Source organism: Tabrizicola caldifontis (genome assembly GCF_004762095.1).
Lineage (GTDB): Bacteria > Pseudomonadota > Alphaproteobacteria > Rhodobacterales > Rhodobacteraceae > Tabrizicola > Tabrizicola caldifontis.
Genome location: NZ_SIJH01000016.1, coordinates 1 through 15,237, shown reverse-complemented (window position 1 = coordinate 15,237; position 15,237 = coordinate 1). Strand labels below are relative to the sequence as shown.

Genomic DNA, 15,237 nt, shown 5'->3' with positions numbered 1-15,237 from the left:
GGAGGCTTCATGCGCGCTAGCCTGCTTGCCGCCGTTCTGGCCGCCCCCGCTGCTGCCGCGCCCTGCGGCGGCGATTTCGGCGCCTTCCTGGCCACAATGCAGGCAGAAGCCATCGCCGCCGGGATACCCGCCGACAGCGCGGCCAGGTTTTTCGCCGGTGCCCGGATCGACGAAAAGGTTCTGAAGGCCGACCGCTCGCAGGGAGTGTTCCGCAAGACCTTTCTCGACTTCTCGCAGTCGCTGATCTCGAAGCAACGCCTTGCCACCGCCAAGGCGAAATCGGCAAGCCTCGACGCAATCCTGGACCGCGCCGAGGCCGAATACGGTGTCAGCCGCGGCATCCTTCTGGCCTTCTGGGCCTTCGAGACCGATTTCGGCCAGGTGCAGGGCGACTTCAACACGCGGAACGCGCTCCTCACCCTCGCGCACGACTGCCGCCGGCCCGATCTGTTCCAGCCGCAGGTTCTTGCCGCGGCCCAGCTTCATGCGCTGGGTGAATTCGATCTGGACACCACAGGAGCCTGGGCAGGCGAGATCGGCATGGTCCAGATGTTGCCGAAGGACATCCTGGAGCGCGGCGTCGATGGCGACGGTGACGGGTTGATCCTGCTGAAGTCCTCGGAAGCCGACGCAATCCTGTCGGGCGCGCGAATGCTGCAATACCACGGCTGGCGGGCGGACGAGCCCTGGCTGACCGAAATCACCCTGCCCGCAGATTTCGATTGGGCGTTGACCGGGCTGGAAACCGAACGGTCAACCGAAGAATGGGCAGCCCTTGGCGTCACGCCGAGGCAGGGGGCGCTGGAGCCGGGCCTTTCGGCCTCGATCCTGCTGCCCCAGGGGCGGAAGGGACCGGCCTTCCTTGCCTATCCGAACTATCTTGTGCTGTTCGAATGGAACAAGAGCTTCGTCTATGTCACCACGGCCGCCTACTTCGCCACACGGATCGAGGGCGCGGAACCCTATCTGGCAGGGAAGCCAGACCCCGCGCTTGAGACGGAGCAGATGATGGCGCTGCAGGAAAGGCTTGCCGCGCGCGGCCATGATGTCGGAAGGATCGACGGCATCCTGGGCGCAGGCACGCGGGCGGCGGTCCAGAAGGAGCAGATCCGCCTCGGGCTGCCGGCAGATGGTTGGCCGACACGGGCCTTGCTGGACCAGCTGTGATGGCAAGTTGGGGCATTGTCACCACGGTCAAGGCACCCGAGGACAAGATCCTCGCGTTTGTCGCACATCACCTGTCGATTGGCGCCGACCATTTGGCGCTCTATTTCGACGACCCCGACACGGCCATACCTTCCGTTCTAGCCGCTCACCCAAAGGTCAGCGTTACGCTTTGCGACGATGCGCACTGGGCCAGCGCCGGCAAGAGCCGCCCGGAGCAGCACCAGAGCCGGCAGACGCGGAATGCCCGCCACGCATCTCGGCGCGCGAGGACGGAGTGGCTGGTCCACATCGACATCGACGAGTTCATCCATACCCCGCGCCCGCTTGCGGCGATCCTGGACGATACGCCGGGCGAGACCCTTGTGATGAAGCTGGAGCCGTTCGAGGCGATGCACGATCCGCTGCTGCCCGACGACATCTATACCGCGCGCCAGTTTCGGGGGGCACTCCGGCATGACTTCTGGCCCAGCGGCCGCAAGGCGCTTGGCGACTACCGCAAGATCATCCGCGACGGGATGCTCAGCCATACGGTCGGAAAGGTGATCTTCCGTACCATGGGGCCGAAGCTCATGCCCAAGATCCACACGGTGATGCTGGACGGCAGCCATGTGCCGACGCCTGACTGGCACCCAGAGTTGAAGCTGCTGCACTTTCACGCCCAGGACCGGGCGGCCTGGATGGCCGCGCTGCCGTTCCGCCTGACCAAGGGGGCCTATCAGTTCAGGCCCGAATTGCAGGCCTTCCTCAGCAAGGCCAGCCCGGCCGAGATTGCCGATTTCTACCTGCGCACACAGGTGCTGTCGGTGGGCCTGGCGGAAGACCTCCTGCGCCAGGGGCGGGTGGTGATTGCCGACCTGCACCTGCGCGACAAGGTTGACGCGCTGCGGAAGGGCCAGCTCTAGCCGGTGTTCACCAGCGTCAGCGCGGCCCGGCGCAAGGTCTGCATGATCTCGGCCCGCTCGCCTTCGCCCACGCCCGTGTCGACCATCGCGCGCTCCATCACCTCCAGCCAGTCCTCGGCATCCTGACGGCGAATCTCCACATGGGCGTGGATCTCGCGCAGGTTCATGTGGCCATGGCGTTCCTGATAATAGCGCCGGCCACCGAAGAAGCCGCAGAGAAAGTCGAACTGTTCGGGCCGCACGTGGGCGAGCCCGTGGCCCTTCAGATGCATCTCCATGATCGCGCGGCCCTGCGGCAGCGTCTCGATCAGATCGTAGAAGTGGTTCACCAGCAGATGAACCTGCTTTTCGCCCCCGATCCGGTCGATCATAGGTTTCATCGCAGCCTCCACCAAGTGACGCGCCGGTCACCCACAGGGAAAAACCGATTTCTTTGAAGGAATGGAACCGGAGCCTTCGATGGCTCCGGTGCGGAATCTCCGAAAATTCCGCCCGCGCGCATCGATCAACTTTGCGGTCGGGTCTTCTTCGGGTCGTAATGCGACAAGGGCACAATCACCGCTGGCAGACGCTTCTGCTGGCCGTCCAGCTTGCCAACCTCCAGCGCGGTGCCGATTTCGCTGTGCGCGACATCCACCCGCGCCAGCGCGATGTTCTTGCCCAGGATCGGCGAGCGGACCGAGGATGTCACCTCGCCCACCTGCGCCCGCCCGACATGCAGGCAGTCGCCATGGCCCACATCGACATTCGCGTCGATCTCCAGGCCCACGAACTTCCGGCTCGGATGCTCCTTCCGCCGGATCAGCGCCTCGCGGCCGATGAAATCGTCGGTCTTGGTCTTGAGCGGCACGGTAAAGCCGATCCCGGCCTCGAACGGGTCGGTCTGGTCGCTGAAATCGTAGCCGGCAAAGATCAACCCGGCCTCGATCCGAACCATGTCCAGCGCCTGCAACCCCATCGGACGCAGCCCCAGGTCTGCGCCATTGGCCCAGACAGCATCATAGACGGCATTGCCATCCTTCGGGTGGCAGAAGATCTCGTAGCCCAATTCGCCGGTGTAGCCCGTGCGGGACACCACAACCGGGGCGCCGGCAGGTCCGCCGATCCTGCCCACCGTGAAGCGGAACCAGCCCAACTCCTCGATCGTCGGCTGGTGCGGCGCGGTCCAGATGATGCGCTTCATGATCTCTCGGCTGTTCGGCCCCTGGACCGCCAGATTGTGCAGCTGGTCGGTCGAGGACCGCACCATGACCTTCAGCCCCAGCTTCTCGGCCTGCTCGCGAATCCAGATGCCGCCATAATCGTCGCCGCCGATCCAGCGGAACTGGTCGCGGCCCAGCCGGAACAGCGTGCCGTCGTCGATCATCCCGCCGTGCTCGTAGCACATCGCGGAATAGACCACCTGACCCTGGCTCAGCTTCTTCACATCGCGCGTCAGCACCCATTGCATCAGGGCTTCGGCGTCCGGCCCCGTGACCTCCCACTTGCGCAGGGGTGACAGATCCAGCACTACCGCAGCCTGACGGCAGGCCCAGTATTCTTCCAGCGCGCCATTCGCCGAATAGACCTGCGGCAGCCAGTAGCCCTTGTATTCCACATGGTGCCGGGTCTTCTGGCTGATCCGGTCGTGGAACGCGGTTTCCTTGGTCATCTTCGGCTCCGAGGCGGGCGTTGGGCGCCAGGCAATGGCGCGGCTGAACTTTTCCGCCCCCGAATAGGTGCGGATGTGGATGTCGCTGAGATACCAGCCGTTCGCGGGCGACGTGTCATCCGGGCAGGCAGAATTGACGCAGACGATGTCGGTCAGCGCGCGGAACAGGACATAGTCGCCGGGCCGGCTCCAGGGTTCATCGCTGATCAGCACGCCGTGAGCGTCGATGCTGGTGTTGAAGAAAAGGTTCACCGCCATCCAGCCCGGACGCGAGTCAACCCCATGTGGCGCCAGCGCCTTGTTGAAGTTGTCCGAACAGTTGACGTGACCGGGATAGCCGATGTCGTCGTAGTATTTGCTGGCACAGGCCATCGCAAAGGCGTCATGGCGGCCGACGGTATCCTGCACGACCTCGACCAGCGGCACCCAATCCTGATCATAGTATTTCGAATGCAGACCGGGCATGGAATAGGCATGGCCCATGAGGGTCCGGCTGGTCGTCACGTCAAGCGGATGCTGGATCCCCCTGTCCAGCTTGCGCGCATCGAAGCACTGGAAATCGGTGCATTGCCGGCCGTCCACGTCGAGGATCTGGATATAGTCGCCCGCCTTCACGAAATAGCTTTCCGCCGTGGCGGATTTCACCCTAAGGTCCAGGATCGGGTCGGCCAGCGGATCGGGAAGGTCATAGTGCCCCACCAGCCTCGGGCGGGCCCGCTGCAGCAGCAGGGTGATGGGCGTTGCCGTATCCTGCGCGTCCGGGGCCATCGGAAGGCCGGGTGCGGCCACGACCAGCCAGCCGTCATCAAGCACCGTCAGGTCGGCCCGCGTGCCAGCCGGGGTTTCCTGCCCGAACAGGCGCAGTGCGCCAGCCGACGCAAGATCGATGCTGCGCCCCTCCAACCCCTTGCGCAGCCGATCAAGACTTGAATCTCCCGACACAAGCAGCGCCTTCAGCCCCTCGGCGGTGGAATTGGCGGCATGGCCCAGGATTACCGCGTCGATGCGCCCGTCTTTCGCGGCCGCAACCAGCTCCACCGGCTGTCCACCTTCGTCGTTCAGCACGGTCAGTCGGTCGCCTGTCATGATTTGCAAAACCAGTGCGCCGCCGCCCGGAACGACATGACGCTCTTGTCCGTGGTGTCGCGAAAAGCCCTGCGGCGTCAGAATCCGGCTTGGGCGCGGTGGACCTGGGATAACGGCGGGATAGATCGTGTCGAGCATCGGCTTCCCCATCTGGGCCGGGTGCGGCAAGGTCGGGCCCGTTTAACAAGGATAAAACTTGTTCATTCACAAGAATAGCGGCAGGGTCAGCGTGACACAAGCGCGGGGTGAGGGGAAGGTGGCGCAATGCTGGCATTGAGCTTCGGGCTGACTGCGGCGCTGATCTGGGCGGTTCATGACCTGCTGGCGCGCAAGCTCAGCCAAGGGGCGGCGATCCTGCCACTTCTGACGATTGTCGTGGGGACGGGTTGCGTGGCGCTGCTGCCGATCGCCTTTGCAGCAGGCGACTGGCAAGCCATGACCGGGGCGGCGGCTGCCCTGGCCGCTGCCTCGGGTCTGGCTTTCGCGCTGGCGATCGGAACGCTGTACAAGGCCTTCAGCCTGGCGCCGGTCCGCGTCGTCTCGCCCGTGATCGGGGCCTACCCGATGCTTACCCTGCTGATCGCGGTTGCGCAGGGCCGGCCGGTGACAGCCGGAGACTGGCTGGCCGTCAGCGCCATCGTCATCGGCATCAGTATTGTCGCCGTCGCTGCGCGGGACGACGCACCCGAAGGCTATGCGTCGTCACCCGGGGTGGCCATGGGCTGGGCCATGCTTTCGGCTGCCGGCTTCGCAGCAACTTTCGCATTTGGCCAAGAGGCGACACGACAGGGCTCGGAGCTGCCTGTGGCGCTGATCGGGCGCGTGGTGGCTCTGGCAGTGATCGTGGCCCTGCTTCTTTGGCATCGGGGCTCGCTGGCGCCGCAGCGGTGGCAGTTCGGCGTTCTGGCCCTGATGGGTTGCCTTGACGCGGCAGCGCTGGGTCTGGTCACCGCCTCGGGCGGGTTGCCGCAGGCGGAATATGCATCAGTCACGTCATCCCTGTTCGGGGTGGCCACAATCCTGCTGGCAGCCTGGTTCCTGAAAGAGCGCGTCCGGCCCGTTCAATGGCTGGGCATCGCCACGGTCTTTGCAGGGATCGCCACCCTGGGCCTGCAAGGGGCCTCACGCCGCGCAGCGGACGGGCCGCCCTATTCCGCCGCCTCGACCCGGGGCGGGCCCGACCGTCGCATCGACTGTGTAAGCCGCCGTTCATCCCGCGGCGATACCCCGAACAGCTGCACATAATGCCGGATCATCGGACTGGAGGTCATGTAACCGACCGAAGCGGCGATCTCGCGCAGCGAGTCGTTGGAATACAGCACCCGCTGCCGCGCCTTCATCAGCCGCAGGTGGTGGTAATAGCGCAAGGGGCTTTGCCCCGTCTCGCGCTTGAAAATGCGTTCGAAATGCCGGCCCGACAGGCCCACCGCCTGGGCCACATCGGGAATGCGAAGCGGATCCTCGATGTGGGTTTCGAACAGCCGGATCGCCTCGCGGATCGGCGGGGAAAGGTCGTCGGCGGTTCCCTGCCCGCGCGCGACGGGCACCTTCTGGGCCGCAGCCTCGTCGCGGACAAAGGGGTGCTGGAACCAGCAGGCAACCTCGGTCATCACTTCGCGGCCCAACCGTTCCTCGATCAGCTTCAGCATCAGGTCGAAGACAGCCCCGGCGCCAGAGACGGTGTTCCGCCGGCGGTCGCGCAGGATCGTGCTGTCAGAGGCCGGCACATTGGGAAATTCGGCCTTGAAGGCAGCCTCGTAACACCAGTGCACCGAACAGGGCCGTCCCTCCATAAGCCCGGCGCGGGCAAGCGGGAAGATACCGCCGGAAAAGGCACCAAGCGTCACGCCGATCCGGTCCAGCCAGCGCAGCCGCGCCGGACTTCGGCGCGGATCTGCGAATTCGGCCGTCGGCGGCGCAATCAGATAAAGCTGATCCAGACCCTCGGCCTCCTGCAGGGTCTCGTCGGGATCGAAGCCGATGGCCGCGCTGCACCGGACCGGCCCGGCCGTCTCGGAAAGCAGGCGCCACACGAATTCGCATCGACCGGTGATTTCGTTCGCCGCACGCAAGGGTTCGATGGCCGAGGTCAGACAGGCCATCGGAAAGCCGGGGAACATCAGGAACCCCAGCCGCAGCGGTCCGCGCTCAGTCATCGGGGAACCAGCCGGGGCTGGTGGGGGCACCATCGTCATACTTGGACAGCCACTCCACCATCGCGTCGCGGTTGCGGATGAAGCCCTTGTAGGTCGCCAGTTCTACCGGCAGGTCGCGGATCACCCGGTGCAGGCGGCGGGCCCATTTCGGCACCTCGACGATCTGCTCGAAGCTGCACAGATAGCAGCGGATGTCGAAGGCGATCGCGTTCGACCGGGGCAGGCGATAGAGGCTTTGCAGCTCGACCCGCAGATGCATCTTCTGCCCCATGTTCTCCTGCGTCAGGGTGGTGCGCATCGGGCCCCATTTCGGATAGGTCTCGGGCGCGGTATCGAGCAGCGGATTCACCGTCATCGTCCAGTTGAACCGCCGGACCGGCGCGCCGTGCTGAAGCTTCAGAAGGAACTTCAGCGCCCGGTCGAACACGCCCTTTTCATGCGCAAGCGGCACCGGGGCGTGCCATTCGTGGAAATTCATGCCCACGTCGAAATCCACCGACCAGTCGGCCTGGCTGGTCGCAATCCCCGCATCCATCCACAGCGTCCCGTCGCGTTCGTCCTGCAGCGTCCAGTCGCCCTGGGTCTGACGCATGATGTATTCGAAGGGCGGATAGGGCAGCGTGCTTTCGTCCAGGAATGTGAACGATTGTTCGATACCCAGAGGCCGGTTCACCCAGTGCCAGCGGTTGCCGTCCTTGGTCAGCGAAAACCACTGCGGATAGTCGCGCGCCTTCGCCTCCATGATCAGTTCCAGCACGTCCCAGCCGGCCAGCGTCATGTGCGGCAGCGACTGGCAGCGCAACGGATCCTCGGCCAGCACCTTGGCGCGGTCGATCATCTCGGCGATGTAGTGTTCGTCCACGTCCAGCATGTGCTCGAAGGCCGTACCCTTCCGGCCCGGCACATGCGGCTCCATGTTGACGGAATACATGTAGTCGTCGCGGTCGAAGGGGAACGGGAACCGACGCGGGTCGCTGTTGCGGTAGGTGAAGGTGTCGCGGAAGGTCTCGTCCCGGAAGAAACCGCCGAAATCGTCGGGAGCGAACTTGAAATCAAGGCTCATGGTCGTCTCCTATCGGTCGATGACAAGGGTCTTGCCCTCGAAGCGGCTGACGCAGGGCATGATCTTGGTGTTCGAGGCCTGATCCTCGGGCGTCAGCCAGTGGTCGCGGTGCAGGATGGTGCCGTCGCATTTCAGAACGGTCGTTTCGCATTGCCCGCAGGCCCCGCCGCGGCAGAGGTAGGGGGCATCCACCCCGGCGGCCTCCATCGCCTCGAGCAGGCTTTGCGTCGTGCCGACAGTGATGGTCTTGCCGCTGGCGGCCAGTTCCACCTGGAACGGCAGGCCGGTGCCGGGGGCAAGGAATTCCTCGTGGTGCAGCGCCTGCTTCGGCCAGCCCATGGCCTCGGCGGTGGACAGCACCCAGCCGATCATGCCCTTCGGCCCGCAGACATAAAGATGCGTGCCGATCGGCTGATTGGCCAGCACCCGCGCCAGGTCGATCTGCTGGCCCTGGCCGTCGAAATAGCAGTGCACTCTGTCGGGATGCGCCGCTGTAAGCTCGTCCATGTAGGCTCCCAGCGCCTTCGAGCGTGCGGCATAGTGCAGCTCGAACCGCCCCCCGAAATGAGTCAGCTGCTTGATCTGCGCGATGAAGGGCGTGATCCCGATCCCACCCGCGATCATCAGGTGCTTCCGCGCCCGATTGTCCAGCGGGAACAGGTTGACGGGGTGGGACAGCACCATCTCCATCCCCGGCACGACGTGCCTGTGCATGTAGAGCGACCCGCCCCGCCCCTGATCGTCGCGCCGCACGCTGATTTCATAGCCCGAGCGGTCCTCCGGGTCGGACATCAGCGAATAGGGATTCAGGCGGCGGGTTCCGTGATCGTCCATCTCGACCACGGTATGCGCTCCGCCGGAAAAGGCCGGCAATTCCGACCCGTCGCGTGACACGAAGCGGAAACGCTTGATCAGCTCGTTGACCTCGACCACCTCGGCCACGCGGACCAGGAGTTTGGCGCCCCCGCTCATTTGAACCTCACCACGCTTTCCGGCACCTGGCCGGGATCCTCGGCGTCGATGTTGACGCCCTGGAAGGCGGCGATCCGCCGGGAATAGTGGTCGCGGACGAACAGGTTCAGCCCGCAATGGCTGCACTTGAACGGGTCCGTCGCCACGTTCTCGGTGATCCCCTTGCAATGGACGCATTGCACCCGGCGCAGGGTGGACCCGCGATGTTCCTTCTGGATCGAGGCATGAGGAAAGCCGGTAGCCATGATCTCGCGCTCGGCCTGGCCGATCAGGCCTTCGGTGCCGGCCAGGTAGAACTGCGTGCCCATATGCGCGTCGGCCAGCACCCGCACGAGCCGTGGCAACAGCGCCGGAATGGTCGGGGCACGGAAGAACTGGGCCGCACCCAGGACTTCGAGCTTAGTGGAAAGATCAGTCCCGGTCGGCCCGGGGCAATACATCACATGGGCGTCCGCCAGGATTTCCGAACGATTGTTCGACTTGTCCAACATATCGGTCACGGCGTTCGCGCCTTCATCGTCGGCGACGATCACATGCAGCTTTCCGGGCCGCGGCTCGAGCGGCGCATAGACCGGGCGCGAGCGCATCGAGGGGGCATTTACCGGGGTCAGTTCCACTTTCACGAGGGCAGTTCCCTTGGGCAGGCAGGGGCCCGCGACGAAGCGCGGGCCCCCGGAAGCTCAATCCTTGGCGGTGCGCCGCTTCTTTTCCACGTCGTAGAAGGGCAGCGGGGCCGATACGGCCTTCAGCGGGCCGTGCGTGCCGCAACGCACCTCGAGTTCGGTGCCGTTGTTGGCGCAATCCACATCGAGGCGGGCAATCGCCACGACCCAGTCGTTCAGCGGCGAATACATCGGCTGCGTCACCACGCCGACCTTCTTTCCGTCCTTGTAGATCGGCGCGTTGCCCGGAACCTTCGTCTTGTCTGCAAATTTCAGACCCGAGATCTTGAAGCGTTCCTTGCCCTGCAGGCGGTAATGCTCTTCCGCACCACGGAAGCCGGTCTTGCCCTTGCTTACCGTCCACTCGAGGCCCAGCTCCCACAGCGTGTCGCCCGGCCCCTCGTTCTCGAACGGATACATCTCGGAATTGTCGAAGGGGTAAAACAGCAGGTAGCTTTCGGCCCGCAGCATGTCGAGCGTGGTGAAGCGGCAGGGGATGATGCCCATGCTGGCGCCTTCTTCCAGGATACGGTCCCAGATTTCCACCGCGTCCTGCCCGCGGCAGAAGATCTCATACCCCCGCTCGCCAGTATAGCCGGTGCGCGAAAGGGTGATCGGCTTGCCGAACAGCATCGCCGGCATGTGACCCATGTAGGGCAGCTGGCGCACGCCCGGGATGTGCTTTTCCAGATAGTCCACTGCCAGCGGGCCCTGCAGCGACAGGTCGTGCAGGTTGTCGTCGAAGCGGATCGAGACGTCGCGCCCCGTGGCGGCCATGGTCAGCTGCTCATGGCCCTGGCCTGACCCATGCACAACGGTATAGGTGTTCGGCCCGAAGCGGTAGATGATGCAGTCGTCGATGAATTTCCCGGCATCGTTCAGCATGCAGGCGTAAAGCGACTTTCCGGGTGCGATCTTCTCGGGATCGCGGGTCGTCGCCCGGTCGATGATATGGGACGCCGCATGGCCGGTGATGTGCACCTTCTTCAGGCCCGACACATCCATGAGCCCCGCCTTGGTGCGGATCGCCATGTATTCGGCATTCGGGTCGCCCTTGGAATAGGACCAGGCCGTGCCCATCCCGCTCCAGTCTTCGAGGTTGGAGCCGAGGGCTCGGTGCCGGTCCATCAGTGCCGAGAAACGCCAGGAATTCGTCATGCGCAGTCCCTCCCAGTGGGTTGTCATTTTCGCCCAGTGTCAGGCGATTCCCGCCAGAAAGCAATAATGAAGTGCAACAAAATTTCTTGTCAGAAAACAGATGCAAGGAAAAAAGGCCGCCCGAACCGGCGGCCTTTTCCATCACGTATCAGGGACTTCAGGCTGGCAGGACGAAGAACCAGTTCGCCCAGAGCACCACGGCCGCCCCGGCGATCAGGGCCAGATAGGGCAGGAACCCGGCCTTGCGTTGGCCCAGCTCGCCATAGGGCAGGCCAAGATCGTCATAGGCTTCCTTGGGGAACTTGCCCTTGTCCACGATGTAGTGGCGATACCAGAACACCGGAAAGATCAGGGCCGCAAACAGCAGCCCCGACCACAGCGCATTCTCGTACCCCCAGACCTTGGCGCCCGCGCCCAGGAACAGGGCGTTGACGAAGGCCAGCAGCGTGTTCAGCCCGATCAGCCAGGAGGGTGCCTTCCAGGGCCGCTCCATGTGGGCGCTGTCGATGCGGTGGATCCAGCCGGCGTTGAGGTTCAGGAAGTTGAACAGGATGTAGCCGACATTGGAGATCGCGAGGACGTAGAAATACCCCGCCGCGTCCGAGGCCAGCGCCAGAAGGAAGATGTTGAAGGCCACATCCGTCCACATCGCGCGTCGCGGCACGCCATGCTCGTTCAGCTTCGAGAGGTAACGCGGCAGCCAGCCGTCGCGCGAACCCTGATAGAGCGTGCGCGACGACCCCGCCATGGCGGTCATGATCGCCAGGAACAGCGCCATGATCATCAGGATGACGAAGATCTGGGTGACGACCGGCCCGCCGCCGATCATGTTGCCCAGCGCCTCGCCCACACCGGTGCCGTCCACGATGCCAGGCTGCAGCATGCCTTCCTGGCCCAGCACCCCCTGGAACGAGAACGGGATCAGGAAGAAGAACACCATGCACAGAAGGCCGGAATAGAAGATCGCCCGGAAGGTGTCGCGCTTGGGATCCTTCAGTTCGCGCGTATAGCAGACCGCGGTTTCAAAGCCGTAGGTGGACCAGGCCGCGATGTAGAGACCGCCCAGGAACAGCGTCCAGCCGCCAATGTTCCATTCGCCGTCCACGCCGGAATAGGCGGCCGTGGGCGGCACCAGGTTGGTGACGTTCATCCAGTCGATCGCTCCGGTCAGGATCGGCACCAACCCAACCAGGAAAAGCGGCACCAGCACGATGATCGCCAGCCATTTCTGCGCTGCCGCCGTATTGGCGATGCCCTTTTCCTGAATCGCCAGGATGATCAGCATCAGGATCACGCCGATCAGGAAGGTGGTGTTGAAATGCAGCGTCCCCAGCGCCGGAATGGTGATCTGGAACGCCTCGTAGGTGCGGAACCAGGGCGTCAGCGCCGAGACCGCATCCGCCGTGGCGACCGCCTGGATCGCCTGCTCGACCGTCGCGCCGGCATTGTTGGCGATGTAGTCGGCAACCGCCGGGGTCTCGGCCGTATAGCTGGCCAGGTTCGCCGTCACCCAGTCCATGACCGGCTGGCTGTCGGCCAGCGGGATCGGGAACAGCGCATTCAGGATGTAGCCCGCGGCAATGGCGCAGCCCAGGGACAGCACCGGCGTCCAGGCGAACCAGTTGCACCAGACCGACAGGGGCGCGATCAGCTTGCCATAGCGCAGCCAGGCCGTCGCACCATAAACCGAGGTGCCGCCCGACTTGTTGCCGAACATCCCCGCCATCTCGGCGTAGGTGAAGCTTTGCAGAAAACCCATCACCATCGAGATCATCCAGACCACGAAGGCCAGCTTGCCCGTCGTCCCGGCTATACCGCCGATCGAGAACAGCACCAGGGGCGGCACGCCGGCGGCAACCCAGAAGGCCCCTCTCCAGCTCAGCGCCCGGACCATCTGGCCCGATCCAGTTTCCATCGTCATTCCTTGACTCCTGTTGTCACGCACCGCGTCACGGGCAGGTTGCAATCATCCATGCACCCCGGCCGCGTCTGCGTATCGGTTCGATTTTCTTCGCTAGCTCCGTGTCAGGCAGTGTTGCCTGGCGGCGGCTGGGCAAGCTTGCGGTGCTGCGGACCTCGACGCAGCGGGCGGCTGGTGCCGAACCGGCGGCAGACCATCGCCGCAACGCGCATGGCCGGAAGGGTCCGGACAGGCAGCAGGAAAGGATTGGGCCAGGTCATCTGAAAGTCTCCTGCAAGGCCGCAGGCATGGATGAATGATGGGCTGCACTGGCTAAACCACGTCCGACTTCTTGCATGCCGTCGGCCCTTAATGGCTTCCGGCTGCTGCCACCACCCGGGCGCTTGGTCCCGCGCCCGGGGATGGGACGTGCACAGTTCTTCCCGTCAGGCGCGGGGCAGGTCTTCTTTCGTCACCACATCGGTCTCGACGCCCCAGCGCAGGCTGTCCAGGCCCTCGGCCATGTCCTCGTCCGAGACCCTGAGTCCGATGGTCGCCCTAAGGATGACTGCCGTGACAAGGCCGGTCACCACGCCGGCACCGATGCAGACGACGATCCCTGCCAGCTGCATGATCAGGCTGATCTCGCCGTGCTGGAAGGCGTAGGCACCCTCTTCGATGCCGAAGTATCCTCCGCGCGGCGTGCCGGACTTGAAGATGCCCAGCATGATAAGACCGTAGCTGCCCGCCCCGATGAACAGGGGCGTCAGCTTGTGCTCGTCGAACCTGCGCTTGAACGTGAACTCATACACAAGCCAGGCAACAACAGGGGCGCCCAGAGACACAAGGAACATCTGCCACGGCATGTAGACGTCAAAGCCCGAAGCCCCCGAAACATAGCCGGCAAGGGGCCCCAGCAGCAGATAGGCATATTTCCGGGTCGCATAGGCAATGATCATGCCCGACACCGCGCCCCCGGCCCAAGCCAGCGCGTAGTTGTTCAGCGCCACGCCGACGCTGGTCGTGGCCATGGTGACCGACACCGCAAGCGCCTCGGGATCGAAGAAGAACAGGCAGGACATGATGATCATCGGCAAGCCGGCGAAGATCGTCAGAAGGCCCGTCGCCGCCAACCCGATTGACGGAGCATAATAGCCCGGCACCCGGGGATGTGCCTCGAACACGCCCGGGCGGGCGGGCAGCATGTTCACGAGAACCAGCGCCATGCCAGCGGGGAACATGTAGACGAAACCGACACCGAAGAAGTCGTGGAAACCCGCGTTGGTCAGCGGCCCGACCGAACCCCAGGTGATCCAGCTGAGCACCGACGAGGCCACGGCGGCCACGACCGAAATGACATAGTAGGCCGAGGCCTTCATCCGTTCGGACACGGCGAAATGGAACAGGATGTTCACGATCCCGGCGAAGCACGCCAGGAAGAACACGAAGATCTGGAACGAGTTCAGCCCCGGGAAGACCGCCGGGTCAACCTCCTGTGCCAGCGCGTTCAGCATCGCGCCACCGATCCACCAGTCCTTCAGGCTGTCGGTCAGCGTGCCGTCCACCATGATGTAGTATTGCGCGGCCCAGAATCCGAAGCCGATCACGTAATAGACCGTGAAGCCCAGAAAGAAGCCCATCACCTTTTCGATCGTCGAGTTGAAAAGGCTCTTCCGCCGTGTGGTGCCTGCGTCGATCAGCAGAAGTCCGACAACGACGAGGATTGCCCCGACGGTGCCGGAGGCATAGACGACGTTCTGGACCAGCGAATTCAGGCTGACCTGATCCGCATAGAATGCGATCGTTTCGCTTTCCATGTCATACTCCCTGTTCCCGTTGTTGTTGACGCAGGAACCGGGTGCCCCGACACCATCGCCGCGTGACCCAGCATCCTGACGTCGGGCGTTTTGCCCGTAGGGACAGATTGGCGCAGTTGGCGCAGGTCACAAAGCAATTTTTGCCCTCGAAGAAACTTTTTTTCTTCCAGCAGAGAATTTGGGGCCGGAAGCGTCGGGCCCGCCCGACCGGTGGGCCCGCCTTGTTGCGCTATTTCGTCTTGCGGTAGGCAGCTTTTTCGTGCCGTGCGCCCAGCACAAGAACGGCAACACACAGCACCATCGACAGGCCCAGCCAGAAGGCCTCGCTACCCATCCCGGCATAATACGGGCCTTCGACCGCGGCCCAGTCGGCGATATCGGTTCCGACCATCGTCATCATCCTTTCTTACTGTGCCGGGGTCACCGGCCCACGCGCCGGTTCACCCAGGATTTCGGGATAGGCGACTGCCGGAACCTTCACCTTGTCTAGGCCCAGCACCTCGGCCTCTTTCGGCACCCGCAGAAGCCGCAGCTGCTTCAGGATCAGCGAAACGACGTAGCCCGGCACAAAGCCCATGACGTTGCCCCCTCCGCCTAATCCAGTTTGAGGTAGACTCTGGCCCAACCGAGAGGACCAGAGATGAAGCGCAGCAGGTTCACCGAAGACCAGATCATCGGCATTCTGAAAGAGCACGAGGCAGGG

General features: G+C 64.0%; 14 protein-coding genes. 3 read left to right on the top strand and 11 right to left on the bottom strand.

From position 1 onward, the window contains the following. Positions 1 to 9 precede the first annotated feature (9 nt). Both EYB42_RS14020 and EYB42_RS14015 read left to right on the top strand, forming a co-directional pair. A complete protein-coding gene (locus EYB42_RS14020; RefSeq protein ID WP_135450754.1) occupies positions 10 to 1,167 on the top strand; it encodes a lytic murein transglycosylase in 1,158 nt (385 codons plus the stop codon). Beyond that, entirely contained in the window at positions 1,167 to 2,069 is a 903-nt protein-coding gene (locus EYB42_RS14015; protein WP_135450753.1) for a glycosyltransferase family 2 protein, read from the top strand. Before EYB42_RS14020 ends, EYB42_RS14015 begins: the two co-directional genes overlap by 1 nt. Here EYB42_RS14015 and EYB42_RS14010 read toward each other — a convergent pair. After that, positions 2,066 to 2,449, bottom strand: coding sequence for a group II truncated hemoglobin (locus EYB42_RS14010; protein WP_135450752.1), 384 nt, complete (start codon positions 2,447 to 2,449; stop codon positions 2,066 to 2,068). The genes EYB42_RS14015 and EYB42_RS14010 overlap by 4 nt on opposite strands. A gap of 125 nt (positions 2,450 to 2,574) precedes the next feature. Then, positions 2,575 to 4,944 (bottom strand): aminomethyltransferase family protein, encoded by a 2,370-nt coding sequence (locus EYB42_RS14005; RefSeq protein ID WP_135450829.1) that lies wholly within the window; start codon positions 4,942 to 4,944, stop codon positions 2,575 to 2,577. A 126-nt stretch (positions 4,945 to 5,070) separates the two neighbouring features. Between EYB42_RS14005 and EYB42_RS14000 the strand changes: the two genes are divergently transcribed. Beyond that, positions 5,071 to 6,051, top strand: a complete 981-nt coding sequence (locus tag EYB42_RS14000; RefSeq protein ID WP_135450751.1) for a DMT family transporter — start codon at positions 5,071 to 5,073, stop codon at positions 6,049 to 6,051. Here EYB42_RS14000 and EYB42_RS13995 read toward each other — a convergent pair. The 9 genes from EYB42_RS13995 to EYB42_RS17400 form a co-directional block, all read right to left on the bottom strand. Beyond that, a complete protein-coding gene (locus EYB42_RS13995) occupies positions 5,955 to 6,962 on the bottom strand; it encodes a GlxA family transcriptional regulator (RefSeq protein WP_135450750.1) in 1,008 nt (335 codons plus the stop codon). The two genes, EYB42_RS14000 and EYB42_RS13995, sit on opposite strands and share 97 nt — an antisense overlap. Then, a complete protein-coding gene (locus EYB42_RS13990) occupies positions 6,955 to 8,025 on the bottom strand; it encodes a heme-dependent oxidative N-demethylase family protein (protein ID WP_135450749.1) in 1,071 nt (356 codons plus the stop codon). Before EYB42_RS13990 ends, EYB42_RS13995 begins: the two co-directional genes overlap by 8 nt. Positions 8,026 to 8,034: 9 nt before the next feature. Next, positions 8,035 to 8,997 (bottom strand): PDR/VanB family oxidoreductase, encoded by a 963-nt coding sequence (locus EYB42_RS13985; protein ID WP_135450748.1) that lies wholly within the window; start codon positions 8,995 to 8,997, stop codon positions 8,035 to 8,037. Further along, positions 8,994 to 9,584, bottom strand: a complete 591-nt coding sequence (locus EYB42_RS13980) for a dimethylamine monooxygenase subunit DmmA family protein (protein ID WP_135450828.1) — start codon at positions 9,582 to 9,584, stop codon at positions 8,994 to 8,996. The genes EYB42_RS13985 and EYB42_RS13980 overlap by 4 nt, the downstream gene beginning before the upstream one ends. Positions 9,585 to 9,677: 93 nt before the next feature. After that, the gene (locus EYB42_RS13975) at positions 9,678 to 10,817 is read right to left on the bottom strand and encodes an aminomethyltransferase family protein (protein WP_135450747.1); all 1,140 of its coding nucleotides are present in this window, start codon (positions 10,815 to 10,817) and stop codon (positions 9,678 to 9,680) included. Positions 10,818 to 10,974: 157 nt separating this feature from the next. Further along, positions 10,975 to 12,738, bottom strand: coding sequence for an APC family permease (locus EYB42_RS13970; protein WP_135450746.1), 1,764 nt, complete (start codon positions 12,736 to 12,738; stop codon positions 10,975 to 10,977). A gap of 425 nt (positions 12,739 to 13,163) precedes the next feature. After that, entirely contained in the window at positions 13,164 to 14,534 is a 1,371-nt protein-coding gene (locus tag EYB42_RS13965) for an ammonium transporter (RefSeq protein WP_135450745.1), read from the bottom strand. Between the two features lie 229 nt (positions 14,535 to 14,763). After that, entirely contained in the window at positions 14,764 to 14,925 is a 162-nt protein-coding gene (locus EYB42_RS17405) for a hypothetical protein (RefSeq protein WP_167851032.1), read from the bottom strand. Positions 14,926 to 14,940: 15 nt separating this feature from the next. After that, positions 14,941 to 15,111, bottom strand: a complete 171-nt coding sequence (locus tag EYB42_RS17400) for a hypothetical protein (protein WP_167851031.1) — start codon at positions 15,109 to 15,111, stop codon at positions 14,941 to 14,943. Positions 15,112 to 15,237 lie beyond the last annotated feature (126 nt).

Coding starts and splice junctions, on each gene's coding strand:
- EYB42_RS17405 (WP_167851032.1), bottom strand. CDS start 14,925: ATGGTCGGAACCGATATCGCCGACTGGGCCGCGGTCGAAGGCCCGTAT.
- EYB42_RS17400 (WP_167851031.1), bottom strand. CDS start 15,111: ATGGGCTTTGTGCCGGGCTACGTCGTTTCGCTGATCCTGAAGCAGCTG.
- EYB42_RS14010 (WP_135450752.1), bottom strand. CDS start 2,449: ATGAAACCTATGATCGACCGGATCGGGGGCGAAAAGCAGGTTCATCTG.
- EYB42_RS14000 (WP_135450751.1), top strand. CDS start 5,071: ATGCTGGCATTGAGCTTCGGGCTGACTGCGGCGCTGATCTGGGCGGTT.
- EYB42_RS13995 (WP_135450750.1), bottom strand. CDS start 6,962: ATGACTGAGCGCGGACCGCTGCGGCTGGGGTTCCTGATGTTCCCCGGC.
- EYB42_RS14005 (WP_135450829.1), bottom strand. CDS start 4,944: ATGCTCGACACGATCTATCCCGCCGTTATCCCAGGTCCACCGCGCCCA.
- EYB42_RS13965 (WP_135450745.1), bottom strand. CDS start 14,534: ATGGAAAGCGAAACGATCGCATTCTATGCGGATCAGGTCAGCCTGAAT.
- EYB42_RS13975 (WP_135450747.1), bottom strand. CDS start 10,817: ATGACGAATTCCTGGCGTTTCTCGGCACTGATGGACCGGCACCGAGCC.
- EYB42_RS13990 (WP_135450749.1), bottom strand. CDS start 8,025: ATGAGCCTTGATTTCAAGTTCGCTCCCGACGATTTCGGCGGTTTCTTC.
- EYB42_RS14020 (WP_135450754.1), top strand. CDS start 10: ATGCGCGCTAGCCTGCTTGCCGCCGTTCTGGCCGCCCCCGCTGCTGCC.
- EYB42_RS13985 (WP_135450748.1), bottom strand. CDS start 8,997: ATGAGCGGGGGCGCCAAACTCCTGGTCCGCGTGGCCGAGGTGGTCGAG.
- EYB42_RS13970 (WP_135450746.1), bottom strand. CDS start 12,738: ATGACGATGGAAACTGGATCGGGCCAGATGGTCCGGGCGCTGAGCTGG.
- EYB42_RS14015 (WP_135450753.1), top strand. CDS start 1,167: ATGGCAAGTTGGGGCATTGTCACCACGGTCAAGGCACCCGAGGACAAG.
- EYB42_RS13980 (WP_135450828.1), bottom strand. CDS start 9,584: ATGCGCTCGCGCCCGGTCTATGCGCCGCTCGAGCCGCGGCCCGGAAAG.